The following is a 15,279-nucleotide window of genomic DNA, read 5'->3' on the forward strand; positions in this document are numbered from 1 at the left end:
ATTTAGGTGTCCTTTGCAACGCGTGCCAGTACCGCAACGCAGACCGCGCCTGCGCCCGCGGCATGGCAGGCGTCGGCGGCCGCCGCCAGCGTCGCGCCCGAGGTCATGACATCATCCACCAAAAGCACCGGCCTGTCGGCCAGCCCCCCGGCCCGCGCAGGCCTGGACCGCAGCGCCCCGCTCAGCGTGGCGAATCGCTGATCGCGGCTCTGTCCATCCAGCGACGGCGTGTGTGTCACCCGTTCGAGCGCATCCGGACACCAGTCGAGGTCGAGCTCGTTGGCCAGCGCGCGGGCCAGCAGGGCGGACTGGTTGTAGCGGCGGCGGATCAGCCGACGCAGATGCAGCGGCACCGGCACCACCAGCGTGTCCGGCGTCACCAGCGGGCGCAGACCGCGCGCCATCCAGCCCGCGGCGGGGGCGGCGATGTCGTGCCGGTCACCATGCTTGAGCGCCAGCACCAGCCGCCGCGCGGTGTCACGATAAAGCAGGGCTGCCCGGCCCTGCGCCCAGGGGCGCGCCACGGTCAGGCAATCGTCGCAATGCTCTACCCGGTCCGACGATCCTGGAAGGGGCACGCCACACAGGTCGCAGATAAGGCCCGAAATGAACGGCGTATCGCGCCAGCAGGCGCCGCAAAGGCCGAAATCCGTTTCGACCAGCCCGCCGCAGGACAGGCAGCGCGGCGGATAGATCAGACGCAGCGCCGTTTGCAACCCGTCCCGCAGCATCCTATCTAGCCCCTCATGTCCAGTCCCGCCCCCCTGACCGACCGCACCGCCCTGGCCCTGCACCGCGCACGCGCCGCAAAGGCGCCCGCGCTGTTCCTGCACGAGGCTGCCGCCCAGGAGGTGCAGGATCGGCTGGCGATGGTTAACAAGACGTTTACCGCGCCCGCCGTCGTCACGGCCTTTGCCGAGCCGTGGCAAACCGCGCTGCCACAGGCGCGCATCGTCGCTGACGATCCGGTGCTCGGGCTTGAACCGCAAGCGCATGATCTGGTGGTGCATGCCATGGCGCTGCACTGGGCCGACGACCCGGTTGGCCAGCTGATCCAGTGCCGCCGTGCGCTGCGGCCCGATGGGCTGTTGCTGGCGGTGGCCTTTGGCGGGCAGACGCTGCACCAGCTGCGAAGCGCCTTGGGCCAGGCCGAGATCGAGGTGACCGGCGGGCTGTCGCCCCGGGTGGCCCCGATGGGGGAAATCCGCGATCTGGGCGCGCTTTTGCAGCGCGCCGGGCTGGCGCTGCCGGTGGCGGATTCGCTGCCGCTGACCGCAACCTATGCCACGCCGCTCGACCTGATGCGCGATCTGCGCGCGATGGGCGAGGCGAATGCGCTGGCCGCGCGGCTGCGTCATCCGACCCGGCGGCAGGTGCTGCTGCGCGCCGCCGCGATTTATGCCGAAAGCTTTGCGGGCGCGGACGGCCGGGTTCCGGCGACCTTCGAGCTTATCGTGCTGACCGGATGGGCACCGGACGACAGCCAACCGCAACCGCTGCGCCCCGGATCAGCCACCGCCCGACTGGCCGAGGCCCTGGGCACCCGCGAGACGCCTTTGAAAGATTGACCTTCCCGGCCCAGGCTTTATCTCACGCAGAACCGCAGAAAGATCAGGATTCGACCATGCTGGACGCCACGAAATCCGCGCAACGGCCCACGCACGCGCCGACCGATCACCCCAAGGTGCCGCCTGCCAAGGTCGGCATCCTGCTGGCCAACCTCGGCACGCCCGACAATTACGATTACTGGTCGATGCGCCGGTACCTGAACGAATTCCTGTCGGACCGCCGCGTGATCGACTATTCACCGTGGCTCTGGCAGCCGCTTTTGCAGCTTATCATCCTGACCAAGCGCCCCTTCAGTTCCGGCGAGGCCTACAAGTCGATCTGGAACGAAGAGCAGGGCGAAAGCCCGCTGATGACCATCACCAAGGACCAGACCGCCGCCATCAGCAAGGCCATGCACGACCGCTATGGCGATCAGGTCGTGGTGGATTTCTGCATGCGCTACGGCAACCCGTCGACCCGGTCCAAAGTGCGGGCGATGATCGACGCCGGGTGCCGCAAGATCCTGTTCTTTCCGCTTTATCCGCATTACGCGGGCGCCACCTCGGCCACCGCGAACGACCAGTTCTTTCGCGTGCTGATGGACGAGAAATGGCAGCCGACGGTGCGCACCGTCGACCCCTATTACCAGCACCCGCTGTATATCGAGGCGCTGGCACAGTCGATCGAGGCCGCCTACGCCAAGCTCGACACGCGGCCCGACATCCTGTGCTGCTCCTATCACGGTGTGCCGAAACGCTATCTGCTCGAAGGCGATCCCTACCACTGCCAGTGTCAGAAAACGACGCGCCTGCTGCGCGAACGGCTGGGCTGGGACGAGACCGAGATCAAGACCACCTTCCAGTCGAAATTCGGCCCCGAGGAATGGCTGAAGCCCTACACGGTGGAAGAGGTGGCGCGGCTGGCCGCCGAGGACGGCAAAAAGAACATCGCCGTCTGCGCGCCTGCCTTTTCTGCCGACTGCATCGAAACGCTGGAAGAGATCAACGAAGAGATCAAGGAAAGCTTTGAAGAGGCGGGCGGCGAGCAGTTCACCTATATTCCCTGCCTCAACGACGATCCGGCGCATATCAAGGCGCTGTCGGCGGTGATCGAAGAGAACCTCGAAGGCTGGCTGCGCTGACGCGTGACGCGACCCGGCGCGCGGTCTTCACCCGACCCGCACAAAGAAAAAGGCGCTGCCGAAGCAGCGCCTTTCTGTTTTCTCTAAACCGGTAGGCTTAGTTGGACGCAGCAGCTGCCGCCACGATGGCGATCAGGATCAGCGGAACCAGGATGCCAGCGGACGAAGAGGCCTGAGTGGTCTCTTCGACAACAACCATCGGTTCCATGACAACGTCGTCTTTTGCATACGAACCGGCCATTGCGGTCGAAGCAGCGGCGGTCACTGCGGCGGCGAGAGCGAGTTTCTTCATACTATATCCTCCAGATATTTGCCTGCCGTTACCAGATACAGGTATACTGACGACAGGCCCCCAAGACTTACCTCGTGACTCGTTCTAAGCAGCAAAACCTTGGGAATGCAAACCTATCTTGCTTCGCCGCCAAAGCGGATCGCCGCCGTGGCGTCAAATTAGCAACACCTGTGTACCCACATTCGCCAGCTCGTAAAGCTGCTCGATATGCTCGTTATAAAGACCGATGCAGCCGTTCGAAGACCGGCGCCCGATCTTGCGCGTATCGTGGGTGCCGTGGATCCGGTAGTAGGTCCAGCTCAGGTGCAGGGCGCGGGTGCCCAATGGGTTGTCGGGACCCGGCGGCACGTAATCCGGCCATTCCGGATTGCGCTGCTTCATCGATGGCGTCGGGCGCCAGTCGGGCTCGGGATCCTTGAGAACGATCCGGGTGCGGCCGCGCCGGGTCAGATCCTCGGTCAGCGGCACGGAGGTCGGGTAAAGCTTGTAGGTGCTCCGGTCTTCCGACCAGTAATGCAAGGCGCGGCTGGTGGTATCGACCAAGATCGCACCGTTGTTCAGGTTGGAAAAGTAGGGGCGCCAGTCCAGCGACCGAAAGCTTGAAACGTTGCGGCGCACAATCTTGGAAATATCGCGCTCGATCTCGACGGTCCCGTCGCCGTTCACGCTTTGGGCCAGGGCCGGTGCGCCAAGCATGGCGGCAGACCCTGCCAGAAAGGCGCGTCGACCGACCGTTTTGGATGTCGAAGTGGTCATATCACCGATTCCTCCTCGGATGGAATTAAGCCCTGATCATATTGCGGTAATGCCGCAGTCGCAAATCAAACGCCCGTTAGGCCCCGCCGTCACGCTTATGTGGGTTTGAAGTGCAACGCAGGGCACTATATGCCGGTTCCATCTCACTCTGAAGGTGGCACCATCATGACCCGTATCCTGATTCTCCTGACGTCCGCGGCTTTGGTCCTGGCGGCCTGCGCGGCCCCACCGTCCCAGCCGACCATCGGCCCCGACGGCAAGCCGCTGCCGCGGGTCTACAACATCGGGCCAGGTGCCGAGGGGCGCATCCAGTTCCGTATGCTCGATTCGGTGAACTCCCTCCGGCAGGCCGCCGGTGCGCCGACGGTGCAGCTTGATTCGGCGCTGAATGCCGCCGCCGCCACCCATTCGCGCGACATGTCTGTGCAGAACCGGCCTTGGCATTTTGGATCCGACGGGTCGTCGCCGATCGACCGCGTGCGTCGCGCGGGCTATTCCGGCCAGATGCTGGGCGAAAACATCTCGGAAACCTACGAGACCGAGCTTGAGACGCTGGCCGCCTGGATGGAAGACCCGGCAACCCGCGACGTGATCGTGGATGCCAAAGCCCGCGACATGGGCTTTTCCTGGTATCAGGAGCCCAACGGCAAGATCTGGTGGACGCTGATCATGGGCGGCGATGCCCCTGCACAGCCGGTGACACCGATTCCCGCCGCGGCGTTCTGATCCGCTTCCCTTTTCATCCGAAGCTACAGCCGCGCAGGCCGTTCTGGACAGAATTCGGGCCGAATGGCAGTCTGTGAGAGATCTCACAGCCGGAGAAGCCTCATGGGATACCTGTCTGTCATCATCGCGGCCCTGGGCTGCTTTGCCACCGGGGCGGTCTGGTACATGACACTTGCCAGACCGTGGATGGAAGCGGCAGGCGTTCCCATGGATGCCGAGGGAAAGCCCACGGGCGAATTCTCGGTGGTGCCGTTCGTGATCAGCTTTGTCGCCGCGATTCTGATGGCCGGTATGATGCGGCACGTCTTTGCCAGCGCCGGGATCGATACCGCCACCAAGGGGCTGCTGTCCGGGTTGGGCGTCGGGCTCTTCATCCTCGCCCCATGGGTCACGATGAACTACGCCTACGCGCGCCGCCCGCAGAAGCTGATGATCATCGACGGCGGGTATGCGGTGCTGGGCCCGACGGTGATCGGTCTGATCCTGGGGCTTTTCGCCTGAGCTCTGCCGTGCCCCGAGACCTGTACCGGGCCTGAACGAAAGCGGGGGTTCCGGCCGATGCCGAAACCCCCATCACCCCACAATGCTCCCACAGCATCGGTCGTGAATTTTGTCAGGTCTCGGCCTTCCTGGCGCAATGACCCTTCTTACCGCCGAAACCCGCTCTCGGCAAAGGCTAAGCATTTGGCTTTCAACCTAAATTCTTAACCTTCGCGCAACAAAAAGGCCCCTGCCGGGGCCTTTCGTCCGTACAGCAAGGGGCACCGATCAGCCGTAGACCGATTCCTTGCCGAAATGCTTGGTCAGCATGTAGTAGATCACCGCGCGGTACTTGTTCCGCTCGGATTTGCCATAGGTTTCGATCACCGAATGGATTGCCTCCATCAGCTGCGGCCCGTCGGCAAGGCCCAGTTTCTTGACAAGGAAGTTGTCCTTCACTGTCTCAAGCTCGTGCTCCTGACCGGCCGCCACGGTCGAGGCATCGGCGTTGTAGATTGCCGGTCCGCAGCCGATGGTCACCTTCGTCAGCAGCGCCATGTCCGGTTCCATCCCGCACTTTGTGCGCAGATCATCGGCATACTTGGCGATCAGGTCGTCTCTTTTCCCCATGGATTTTCCCCCGTTGCGGGCTGTTGCCCGTCTTTTCCCTACTATCAGTCCGGTTAGTTCCGAACACATGTGGGCATGGTTACCGCGTTTGATCCGCCTGACAATGATTAATCTATGACGTTTTTCCCCCCGATGCCCGATTGCGACACCAGACCAGACGACACGCTGCGGAAGGCCGCCCCGCAAACGGAAAAGGCGCGCCCGAAGGCGCGCCAATCCTGAACTTGACAGGGACAGCTTACATCAGGCTGCCGATAGTCATGTCTTCGGGCAGATTTTCTGCTGTGCTTTCGTCGAACTCCGGCTGGGCTTCCAGATCGCTCTTGGTCATGGAACCAAGGGTCAGCCGACCCTCTTCGTCCAGGCTGAACTGATCGGCCGGGATGGCGACGGTGTATTCGCCAAGACCCAGGAAGCCGCCAACGCCGATCACGAAGGACACGACACCGCCGTCGTCGATGACATAGTCGATTTCGCCGACGGATTCGTCTTCAACACCCATCACGTTCTGACCAAGGATATCCCCCACGGTCATGCTCGCAATGTCAGTTGGGACATCGGTGGTTTCGGCTTCGGGTGCCATGGTCGAACCGGCTTCGCCGTCCATCGGCTCTTCGGTGGCCATGTCGCTGGTGCCCTCGTCCGCCATCGGCTCTTCGGTCGCCGTGTCGCTGGCGCCATCGTCAGCCATCGGCTCTTCGGTGGCCATGTCGTCCGAACCGTCGGTCGAAGAATCGTCGGTCGACATGTCCGAATCGCTGTCTTCCGAACCGCTTTCCTCGGTCGTGGTCTGATCGGTCGACATATCGCTGCCGCCCGTGCTTTCGCTTTCAGCGGCGGGTGCCTGCGTGTCTTCGGTGATGCTGTCTGTCGTCTGTGCCACTGCACCCCCGGCAACAAGGGCGGCAACTGTGGTTCCAAGCATGAAGTCTTTGAAGGTCATATCTGATCTCCTCAGCGTTGATGACGTTATGCCAATCCAACCTCGCGCTGGTCGTGGGGGTTTCCGCCGAAGCTGAAATAGTCCCGGGAACCAATACGTTAGTCACGAATCGCGTATGTCAACGCATTGAAAATAAGAGGGGTTTTCGTATCGGTAGGGGTCGAAATTTCTGCGCGAAAAACCGGAAACATCTGCATGGCCATGGCTGGGCAGGCCAAGGCAGGCCCTGGCGGCCGCACGCTGGCGATATTCTGCACAACCCGCGGGCGGTCATCGGCACTGCGGAACCATTTATCAGGCGCGGTGCGCCGGTCGTGCGGCGGCGCGACAGGTCAGCGGCAGGTGCCGTAGCCCCGGTTCTGCAGATGGAAGTGATCGGCGTGCAGCGCGTTGTAGTCCGGCCCCAGGGTCGTGCCGAACCAGGCGCAGCTGCTGTCGCGCAGCGCACGCAGGAACGGGCCGGTGTCGGGATCGTCCCAGCCGCCCAGCAGGCTGATCCGCCGCCCGTCCTCCAGCGTGACGCCGCTGATGTCGATGGCGCTGGCGGTGGCGTGGGTGCTCATCCGGCCGGTGCGGCCGCTGACCGTGCGGATGGCGCGGCAATTGTAACTGGAAAAGTGGTGCACCTGCCGCACCCCTGTGCCAAAGGCCTGTTCCGCGGCAGGCTGGACCCCGTGCATGATCCAGAGCGCCAGGCGCAACGCCGTTTCACAAGAGGTTTCGACCCGCGCAAGCCGGGTGCCAGACAGGCCGCTGACGGCCAGACGGTCGCGGATATGGCACTGGGCGGATTCTTCCAGCTCTGGCAAGGCGTCAAAGGCCGCCCCGGCGTCGGCCAGCACCGCGCGGCACATCCCGTCGGTGTCGAGCGCGCGGCGCAGCTTGAACCCGGTGACAGGGGTGACGGGATCGGCGATGCGCAACGGCTCCCACAGGTTCCACTGATCCGGCAGCGGAGTTTCGGGATGCCGCACCAGCGCGACACCAGACAGCACCGCAAGGATCAGCAGAAGCAGAAACGCCGCCCGGCGCAAGGCGGGGCGGCGTGTTTTTCGGGGCTCGGTCATACGCCCAAGATGGGCGTCGGACCGGCAAGATCAATAGCGGTAGTGCTCGGGCTTGAACGGGCCTTCGGGCGACACGCCGATATAGGCGGCCTGTTCGGCGTTCAGCTCGGTCAGGCGCACACCGATGCGGCCCAGATGCAGACGCGCAACCTTTTCGTCCAGATGCTTGGGCAGGATGTAGACCTCGTTGGCATACTGCTCGCCCTTGGTCCAAAGTTCGATCTGCGCCAGCACCTGGTTGGTGAAGGACGCCGACATCACGAAGGACGGGTGGCCGGTGGCGTTGCCCAGGTTCAGCAGACGGCCTTCGGACAGAAGGATGATGCGGTTGCCCGAAGGCATCTCGATCATGTCCACCTGTTCCTTGATGTTGGTCCACTTGTGGTTCTTGAGCGCGGCGACCTGGATTTCGTTGTCGAAGTGGCCAATGTTGCCGACGATGGCCATGTCCTTCATCTCGCGCATATGCTCGATGCGGATCACGTCCTTGTTGCCGGTGGTGGTGATGAAGATGTCGGCAGAGCTGATCACATCCTCAAGACGCACGACCTCAAAGCCGTCCATGGCGGCCTGCAGCGCGCAGATCGGGTCGACCTCGGTCACCTTCACGCGGGCACCGGCGCCGTGCAGCGATGCGGCAGAGCCTTTGCCGACATCGCCATAGCCCATGACCACGGCGACCTTGCCTGCCATCATGGTGTCGGTGGCGCGGCGGATGCCGTCGACAAGCGATTCCTTGCAACCGTACTTGTTGTCGAACTTCGACTTGGTCACCGAATCGTTCACGTTGATCGCCGGGAAGGGCAGCTGGCCCTGCTTGACCAGTTCGTAAAGACGGTGCACGCCGGTAGTGGTTTCCTCGGACACGCCCTTGATCTGGTCGCGGATCTTGGTGAACCAGCCGGGGCTGGCTTCCATGCGCTTGGCGATCTGCTTCTTGATCACCTCTTCCTCTTCCGAGGACGGAACCGGGATGATCTCCTCGCCTGCCTCGGCGCGGGCCCCCAGCAGAACATAAAGCGTGGCGTCGCCGCCATCGTCGAGGATCATGTTCGGGCCATCTTCGAACATGAAGGATTTGTCGAGATAATCCCAATGCTCTTCAAGGCTTTGGCCCTTGACCGCAAAGACCGGAACACCGGCTTCGGCGATGACGGCCGCGGCGTGATCCTGGGTCGAGAAGATGTTGCACGAGGCCCAGCGCACGTCTGCGCCCAGCGCCACCAGCGTTTCGATCAGGCAGGCGGTCTGGATCGTCATGTGAAGCGACCCGACGATGCGCGCACCCGACAGCGGCTTCGACGCGCCGAATTCCTCGCGGCAGGCCATCAGGCCCGGCATTTCGGTTTCTGCGATATCCAGCTCTTTGCGCCCGTAGGCCGCCAAACCAATGTCCTTGACGATATAGTCTTTTGCCATCTCGGCTCTCCAACTTTCAATGTCGTGTTGACGCGGCACGTAGCATCCCTTGATTTGACAGGCAACGTAGATCAGAATCCCTGCGACCACGGGCTGCGGCCTGCCCTTCCGGCGCAACAGCCGGAGCGACGAAAGGACTGTCTTCTTGGACGCCCCCACCCAGATACCGACGAACGAATACGGAAGCTATTGCATTCCCGAGGGGCTCGAGGATCGACCCGCCGCCAGGGCGGTGTTGTCGGGCAAGGCCTATGAGCCTGAAACGCTGCGCTTCATGCGCGCCCATGCGGGCGATGGCGACGTGATCCACGCCGGGGCGTTCTTCGGCGATTTCATTCCCGCGCTGTCGAGTGCGCTTGCCCCCGACGCGCGGCTTTGGGCGTTCGAGCCGAACCCCGGCAATTTCGCCGCGGCCCGCGAAACCGTGGCGATGAACGGACTGAAGAACGTGGCGCTCACCAATGCCGCGCTGTCGAACCGCCCCGGAGAACTGCGGTTCCGCACCCGTGACGAGGCTGGCAAGTCACTGGGCGGCCTGTCGCATTTCGTGACCGAGGATGGGCCGGGGGTCGAGGCGGTCAACGCGGCCATGCTGGACTACACCGTGCCGCTGGAGCGCAAGGTGAGCCTGCTGCAGCTTGATGTCGAAGGGCACGAAAAGCAGGCGCTGCTGGGGGCGTTCCATCTGATCCATCGCTGGCAGCCGATCCTGATCCTGGAGTATTTCAACAAGCCGGAATGGATCAAACGCAGTTTCCGCGGCCTGAACTACCGCCATGTCGGCAAGCTGCATGGCAACCACGTCTTCGCCACCACCGACATTCCGATCTGATCCATGGCCAGGCAACCTCGTGCATGGCAGCGCATGCTGTCGGGCCGCAGGCTTGACCTGCTGGACCCCACCCCCGTCGATATCGAGATCGAGGATATCGCCCACGGGCTGGCCTTTGTCGCGCGCTGGAACGGCCAGACGCGCGGCGATTATGCCTATTCCGTGGCTGAACATTCGCTGCTGGTCGAAACGATCTACGGACGGCTCTGCCCAGACGCGCCGGTGAAATGGCACATGGCCGCGCTGCTGCATGATGCACCGGAATACGTCATCGGCGACATGATTTCCCCCGTGAAGGCAGCGGTGGGGCCGGGATACGGCGCGCTCGACGATCGGCTGACCGCCGCGATCCACCTGCGCTTTGGTCTGCCCGCGCAGATCCCGCTCAGCGTCAAGAAGCAGATCAAGCGCGCCGACAAGATCAGCGCCTGGATGGAGGCGACGCAGATCGCCGGGTTCACCGATACCGAGGCCAACCGCTTTTTCGGGCGGCCCGACCCCAAGTTCATGGACGGCCTGTCGATCGTGCTGCGCCCGCCGGTCGAGGCACGCAGCGAATTCACTGCCCGCCACGCCGCCCTGATGGCACAGCTATGACCATGACGGTGCGCCCGGCAGGCAGGCTCGACACGCGCGAGATGGCGGACCTGCTCAATGGGATCATCGCCAAGGGCGGCACAACCGCCATGACCGACCCGGTGACGCGCGACATGCTGCAGGACTGGATGGACAGCAGCCCGGATCGCTCTGCCTGGCGGGTTGCCGAGGATGCGGCGGGCCGGATTCTGGGCTTTCAATGGATCGAGCCGCATCCGGACTTGCCCGACACCTGCTGCGACATCGCCAGTTTCGTGCGGCTGGGCCAGACCGGGATCGGCGTCGGATCGGCGCTGTTCGAGGCCACGAAGGACGCCGCCCGGACCTTGGGATACGCCGCCATCATCGCCGTGATCCGCGCCGACAACGCGCAGGGCCTGGCCTATTACCAAAGCCGCGGGTTCGAGGATTGGGGCCTGTGGGACGACGCCCCCGTCGCGCCGCGTGTGTTGAAACGTTACGACCTTTGAGGTCGGGCTGCGCTAGCGCGGCGACCGTTTAGCCAGAATCCTCTGGAGCGTGCGGCGATGCATGTTGAGCCTGCGGGCGGTTTCGCTCACATTGCGGTCGCAGAGCTCATAGACCCGCTGGATATGTTCCCACCGCACGCGGTCCGCGCTCATCGGGTTTTCCGGCGGCGGCGGCAGGTCATCGGTCTTGGCCAGCAGTGCGTTGGTGATGTCGGTGGCGTCAGCCGGTTTCGACAGGTAGTCGGTCGCGCCGATCTTGACCGCGGCCACCGCCGTGGCGATGGCGCCATAGCCGGTCAGCACCACGACCCGGCAATCAGGCCGCTTGTCGCGCAGCACTTCGACCACGTCGAGCCCGTTGCCATCCTCAAGCCGCAGATCGACAACCGCATAGGCCGGCGGGCGTGCCGTTGCGATGGCGGACCCGGCCACCACCGACCCGGCGGTCTCTACCTCGAATCCGCGCTTTTCCATGGCCTTGGCCAGCCGCTTCAGAAACGGTTCATCATCATCGACCAGCAGGAGGGACTTGTCCTCTCCCAAATCGTGCGCCGCGCGGTCTGCCAAGTGATCACCCCCGGAAAATCTTATCCTGATCAGGAACCTAGCCCGGCCTTTTGGGGTGGTCAAATCTTATGCAGGCTCAGACCTTGTCGAGAAAGCAGCCGACCCGGTCGGCCAGTTCCTCGGGCGGGACATCGCGACGGAAGTATTCGACAAATCCATGCTCGGGCAGGACCAGATAGGTAAAGGTCGAATGATCGACCAGATAGTAGGGGTCCGACCCGTCGTCCTGCGACTGGTAGTAGGTACGGTAGGCCTGGCTTGCGGCCTTGACCTGTTCGGGGCTGCCGGTGAGGCCGATCATGTTTTCATGCAGGTTCGACGCGAACTGGCCCACCACTTCGGGTGTGTCGCGGGCCGGGTCGATGGAGATGAAGATCGGCGTCACCTCCTCGCCCCGCTCGGCCAGCACGTCGACGGCTTCGGCGTTGCGCGCAGTGTCGAGCGGGCAGACATCGGGACAGAAGGTATAGCCGAAATAGACCAGCGACGGCTTGGTGATCACATCGGCATCGGTCACGGTCTGACCGTCCGAATTGACCAGCTCGAACGGGCCGCCTATGCCGCCGCTGCCACCGGCGATCTGGCCACTGATGCAGTCGGCGAACTGACCGCCCCCGCCCTGCGGCGCCGTCACGTACCAGACACCCCCCAAGAGCGCGGCCACCGCCACCCCTGCCGAGATTGCCGCTATCCTGACCATGCCATTTTCCTTTCCGGGCCGCGCAAGCTGCTTTACCTTGCCCAGAGCTAACCATTGAGGTGCGATGTGCAAGGGACAGATAGGCGCAGATGACCGACATCGACAGCAGCCTGCTGAGCGCGCGCAACCGCAGCAACTGGATCCGCCTGCGCACCATGATCCTGCTGCGCTGGTTCGCCATCGCGGGCCAGATCGTGGCGCTGACCGTCGCGCAGTATCTTTATAACCTGCAGCTCGAGCTGGGTCTGTGCTACCTCGCCGTCGGCGTTTCGGTCATGGGCAACATGATCGCGATCTTCGTTTTCCCCGAAAACAAGCGGCTGAGCGAGACCGAGAACCTGATGATGGTCATGTTCGACGTGCTTCAGCTGTGTTTTCTGCTTTTCCTGACCGGCGGCCTGCACAATCCGTTTTCGCTGCTGGTGCTGGCGCCGGTCACCGTGTCGGCGGCGTTTCTGACGCTGCGCTCGACCGTGCTTCTGGGCACCACGGCATTTCTGCTGATCACTGCGCTCATGGTCTATCACCTGCCGCTGCGCACGGCGGATGGTACGATCCTGCGCATTCCGGACATCTTCATCTATGGTCAGTGGTTCGCCATCACCATCGCGCTGATCTTCATTTCGATCTACGCCCGCCGCATCACGGCGGAAATGCATTCGATGTCGGATGCGCTCGCGGCCACGCAGATGGCGCTGGCTCGGGCGCAAAAGCTCAACGATCTGGGCGGCGTGGTGGCGGCGGCGGCGCATGAACTGGGCACGCCGCTCGCGACGATCAAGCTCACCTCCTCGGAACTGATCGAGGATCTGGACGACCATCCCGACCTGCAGGAAGATGCCCGGCTGATCCGCGAACAGGCCGACCGCTGCCGCGATATCCTGCGTTCCATGGGGCGCGCGGGCAAGGACGACCTGCAGATGCGCCAGGCGCCCCTGGTCGAGGTCATCCGCGAAGCCGCCGAACCGCACGAGGGGCGCGGCAAGGTCATCCTGATCAACGAAGAGCCCGCGCCCGGCGCCGACCCGGACCAGCCGCAGATCCTGCGGCGCCCCGAGGTCATTCACGGCCTGCGTAACCTGGTACAGAACGCCGTCGATTTCGCCCGCAGCACCATCTGGGTCGAGGCGATCTGGAGCGACGCGCAGATCACCATCCGCATTCTCGACGACGGACCGGGATTTCCGGCGCATCTGATCGGCCGGATCGGCGACCCGTTCGTGGGGCGCCGCCGCACCGAGGCGCGAAAATCCGCGCGCCCTGAATACGAAGGTATGGGGCTGGGTCTCTTCATCGCCAAGACGCTTCTGGAACGCACCGGGGCCGAACTGAGCTTTGCCAACGGCGCTGACCCGTTCCTGCCCGCCTCCGAACAGGCCGAGCGCAGTGGCGCCATTGTCGAAGTGGTCTGGCCGCGGGCCAAGATCGTGCCCCAGGGCAGCGGCAACAGCTTTGCCATCGGGGAAAATCGTCCGATTCTGGCGTGATACGCTACCCGACGCAACGCGGTTAACCCACTCTTAACGGCCTGTCGGCAAGCTGCGCACCAGATCACATGGATAGCGGGGCGGGCTTTGGACGTCTTTCTGGCATTCTGCATTGGTATCGGCGCGACTCTGGCCGCTCTTCTTGCCCAGTTCCTGCTGCGGCGGTCGCCTGTCCGGCCAAAGGCCGACGCCCAAGCACCGGAACAGGCGGTCATCCTGTTTGACGGGGACGACATCGTGAACGCCTCGCCCCCGGCGCAGGCGCTGCTGGACACGCTACCGGGCGTCGATGACTGGGCCGGGCTGACCGCGGCGCTGCGGCCACGCTTTCCCGACCTGCCCGACGCGCCGCCCGAAACCGATCTGCGGCTTCGGGCCGCCGATACGAGCGGCTCGGGTCTGCGCATCCTGCGCGACGGCAAGGCAACGCGGATCATCCTCGACAGTCCCGCCCCCAGCGCGGCAGAGCAGCACGAGGCATTCCTGCGCCATCGCGAACTGAGCCTCTTGCGCACCGCCATGGCCACAGCGCCGCATCCGATCTGGCAATGCGACGTTCAGGGTCGGGTACTCTGGTGCAACGACGCCTACATGCGGCTGTGCCGGGACGTCGGGCATGACCGGCCCGAGGATCCGCTCTTCGACATCGTTCTGGCCCCGACCGACGATCCGACCCGCATCCGCACCAGCGTCGGATCGGAGGATCGCAGAAACCGCCGCTGGTACGAGGTCTGTTCGGCTCGGTCCCACGGCAGCTGGCTCAACTATGCCGGCGATATCGACGCGGTGGTGCGGGCCGAAATCGCGCAGCGCGATTTCGTCCAGACCCTGACCAAAACCTTTGCACATCTGCCGACCGGGCTGGCCGTCTTTGACCGCGACCGGCGGCTGGCCCTTTTCAACCCGGCACTGATCGACCTGTCGGATCTCTCCGCCGAATTCCTGAGCCGACGACCGAACCTCATGTCTTTCTTCGACGGGTTGCGCGAAAACCGCATGATGCCGGAGCCCAAGAACTACAATTGCTGGCGCGAGGATCTGGCGGCCCTCGTCGCCGCCGCCTCCGACGACCGGTATTGCGAAACCTGGTCGCTGCCGTCGGGGCTGACCTACCGCATCACCGGGCGGCCGCATCCCGACGGCGCCATCGCCTTCCTGCTGGAAGACATCAGCGCCGAGATTTCGCTGACCCGCCGCTTCCGCACCGAACTGGAACTCAACCAGTCGGTGCTCGACAGCATCGACGACGCCATCGCGGTCTTTACCCCGCTGGGCGTGCTCAGCTATGCCAACGCGCCGTATCGGGCCCTGTGGGACAGCGACCCGGACGGATCACTGGCCGAGGTGACGGTAATCGACGCCACGCGCCTGTGGCAAACCGCCTGCCGGGCCTCACCGATCTGGGGCGATATCCGCGATTTCGTCCTGACCCTGCGCGAACGCGCCCGGTGGGAGGCACGCCTCAACATGGCGGACGGCACGCCGCTCATCTGTTGCGTCGAACCGGTATCGGGCGGGGCCACGGTGGTCCGGTTCCGCGCGCCGGACCTGCCAAGTTCACCAAAGGCCCTGCCGGTTCCGGACCTGGCGCGCGCCTGATCTGGCTTGCAGCCCCGGGCATGCC

At 63.9% G+C, this 15,279-nt stretch carries 18 protein-coding genes; 9 read left to right on the forward strand and 9 right to left on the reverse strand.

Annotated elements, in window-relative coordinates; genetic code table 11:
• Positions 1-2: 2 nt before the first annotated feature.
• Positions 3-731, reverse strand: a complete 729-nt coding sequence (locus ACOXXX_RS09790) for a ComF family protein (protein WP_422826389.1) — start codon at positions 729-731, stop codon at positions 3-5.
• 15 nt (positions 732-746) lie between these two features.
• Between ACOXXX_RS09790 and ACOXXX_RS09795 the strand changes: the two genes are divergently transcribed.
• Both ACOXXX_RS09795 and hemH read left to right on the forward strand, forming a co-directional pair.
• Positions 747-1,568, forward strand: coding sequence for a class I SAM-dependent methyltransferase (locus tag ACOXXX_RS09795; RefSeq protein ID WP_422826390.1), 822 nt, complete (start codon positions 747-749; stop codon positions 1,566-1,568).
• Between the two features lie 56 nt (positions 1,569-1,624).
• Positions 1,625-2,689, forward strand: a complete 1,065-nt coding sequence (gene hemH, locus ACOXXX_RS09800) for a ferrochelatase (RefSeq protein ID WP_422826391.1) — start codon at positions 1,625-1,627, stop codon at positions 2,687-2,689.
• A gap of 97 nt (positions 2,690-2,786) precedes the next feature.
• On the opposite strand, the gene ACOXXX_RS09805 is transcribed toward hemH, so the two are convergent.
• On the reverse strand, positions 2,787-2,981 hold the full coding sequence (locus ACOXXX_RS09805; RefSeq protein WP_422826392.1) for a ferrochelatase: 195 nt from the start codon (positions 2,979-2,981) through the stop codon (positions 2,787-2,789).
• 153 nt (positions 2,982-3,134) lie between these two features.
• Entirely contained in the window at positions 3,135-3,737 is a 603-nt protein-coding gene (locus ACOXXX_RS09810) for a L,D-transpeptidase family protein (RefSeq protein WP_422826393.1), read from the reverse strand.
• A gap of 165 nt (positions 3,738-3,902) precedes the next feature.
• On the opposite strand from ACOXXX_RS09810, the gene ACOXXX_RS09815 reads away from it, so the two are divergent.
• Both ACOXXX_RS09815 and ACOXXX_RS09820 read left to right on the forward strand, forming a co-directional pair.
• Positions 3,903-4,463, forward strand: a complete 561-nt coding sequence (locus ACOXXX_RS09815; RefSeq protein ID WP_422826394.1) for a CAP domain-containing protein — start codon at positions 3,903-3,905, stop codon at positions 4,461-4,463.
• Positions 4,464-4,565: 102 nt separating this feature from the next.
• Positions 4,566-4,964, forward strand: a complete 399-nt coding sequence (locus ACOXXX_RS09820; RefSeq protein ID WP_422826395.1) for a DUF1761 domain-containing protein — start codon at positions 4,566-4,568, stop codon at positions 4,962-4,964.
• 267 nt (positions 4,965-5,231) lie between these two features.
• Here the strand turns inward: ACOXXX_RS09820 and ACOXXX_RS09825 are convergent, their stop codons facing one another.
• From ACOXXX_RS09825 to ahcY, 4 genes are all read right to left on the reverse strand, one after another.
• Entirely contained in the window at positions 5,232-5,573 is a 342-nt protein-coding gene (locus tag ACOXXX_RS09825; RefSeq protein WP_422826396.1) for a DUF2853 family protein, read from the reverse strand.
• 238 nt (positions 5,574-5,811) lie between these two features.
• A complete protein-coding gene (locus tag ACOXXX_RS09830; protein WP_422826397.1) occupies positions 5,812-6,456 on the reverse strand; it encodes a PRC-barrel domain-containing protein in 645 nt (214 codons plus the stop codon).
• A 392-nt stretch (positions 6,457-6,848) separates the two neighbouring features.
• A complete protein-coding gene (locus ACOXXX_RS09835; RefSeq protein WP_422826398.1) occupies positions 6,849-7,583 on the reverse strand; it encodes an extensin family protein in 735 nt (244 codons plus the stop codon).
• A gap of 30 nt (positions 7,584-7,613) precedes the next feature.
• Complete coding sequence (gene ahcY, locus ACOXXX_RS09840) at positions 7,614-9,002, reverse strand: adenosylhomocysteinase (RefSeq protein WP_422826399.1); 1,389 nt, start codon at positions 9,000-9,002, stop codon at positions 7,614-7,616.
• Between the two features lie 145 nt (positions 9,003-9,147).
• Between ahcY and ACOXXX_RS09845 the strand changes: the two genes are divergently transcribed.
• Genes ACOXXX_RS09845 through ACOXXX_RS09855 form a run of 3 tightly spaced genes read left to right on the forward strand, consistent with a single transcriptional unit; the run spans position 9,148 to position 10,901 of the window.
• The gene (locus ACOXXX_RS09845; protein WP_422826400.1) at positions 9,148-9,834 is read left to right on the forward strand and encodes an FkbM family methyltransferase; all 687 of its coding nucleotides are present in this window, start codon (positions 9,148-9,150) and stop codon (positions 9,832-9,834) included.
• 3 nt (positions 9,835-9,837) lie between these two features.
• Complete coding sequence (locus tag ACOXXX_RS09850) at positions 9,838-10,431, forward strand: HD domain-containing protein (protein WP_422826401.1); 594 nt, start codon at positions 9,838-9,840, stop codon at positions 10,429-10,431.
• Entirely contained in the window at positions 10,428-10,901 is a 474-nt protein-coding gene (locus ACOXXX_RS09855; RefSeq protein WP_422826402.1) for a GNAT family N-acetyltransferase, read from the forward strand. The genes ACOXXX_RS09850 and ACOXXX_RS09855 overlap by 4 nt, the downstream gene beginning before the upstream one ends.
• Before the next feature lie 12 nt (positions 10,902-10,913).
• Here ACOXXX_RS09855 and ACOXXX_RS09860 read toward each other — a convergent pair whose 3' ends face one another.
• Together ACOXXX_RS09860 and ACOXXX_RS09865 are read right to left on the reverse strand one after the other, a co-directional pair.
• The gene (locus tag ACOXXX_RS09860) at positions 10,914-11,468 is read right to left on the reverse strand and encodes an ActR/PrrA/RegA family redox response regulator transcription factor (protein ID WP_422826403.1); all 555 of its coding nucleotides are present in this window, start codon (positions 11,466-11,468) and stop codon (positions 10,914-10,916) included.
• 76 nt (positions 11,469-11,544) lie between these two features.
• On the reverse strand, positions 11,545-12,168 hold the full coding sequence (locus tag ACOXXX_RS09865) for an SCO family protein (protein WP_422826404.1): 624 nt from the start codon (positions 12,166-12,168) through the stop codon (positions 11,545-11,547).
• 89 nt (positions 12,169-12,257) lie between these two features.
• Here ACOXXX_RS09865 and regB point away from each other — a divergent pair, with 89 nt between their 5' ends.
• Together regB and ACOXXX_RS09875 are read left to right on the forward strand one after the other, a co-directional pair.
• On the forward strand, positions 12,258-13,655 hold the full coding sequence (gene regB / locus ACOXXX_RS09870; RefSeq protein WP_422826405.1) for a sensor histidine kinase RegB: 1,398 nt from the start codon (positions 12,258-12,260) through the stop codon (positions 13,653-13,655).
• Positions 13,656-13,742: 87 nt separating this feature from the next.
• Entirely contained in the window at positions 13,743-15,254 is a 1,512-nt protein-coding gene (locus ACOXXX_RS09875) for a PAS domain-containing protein (RefSeq protein ID WP_422826406.1), read from the forward strand.
• Positions 15,255-15,279 lie beyond the last annotated feature (25 nt).

Origin of the sequence: Thalassococcus sp. BH17M4-6, assembly GCF_049323015.1 — a bacterium.
GTDB lineage: Bacteria > Pseudomonadota > Alphaproteobacteria > Rhodobacterales > Rhodobacteraceae > Puniceibacterium.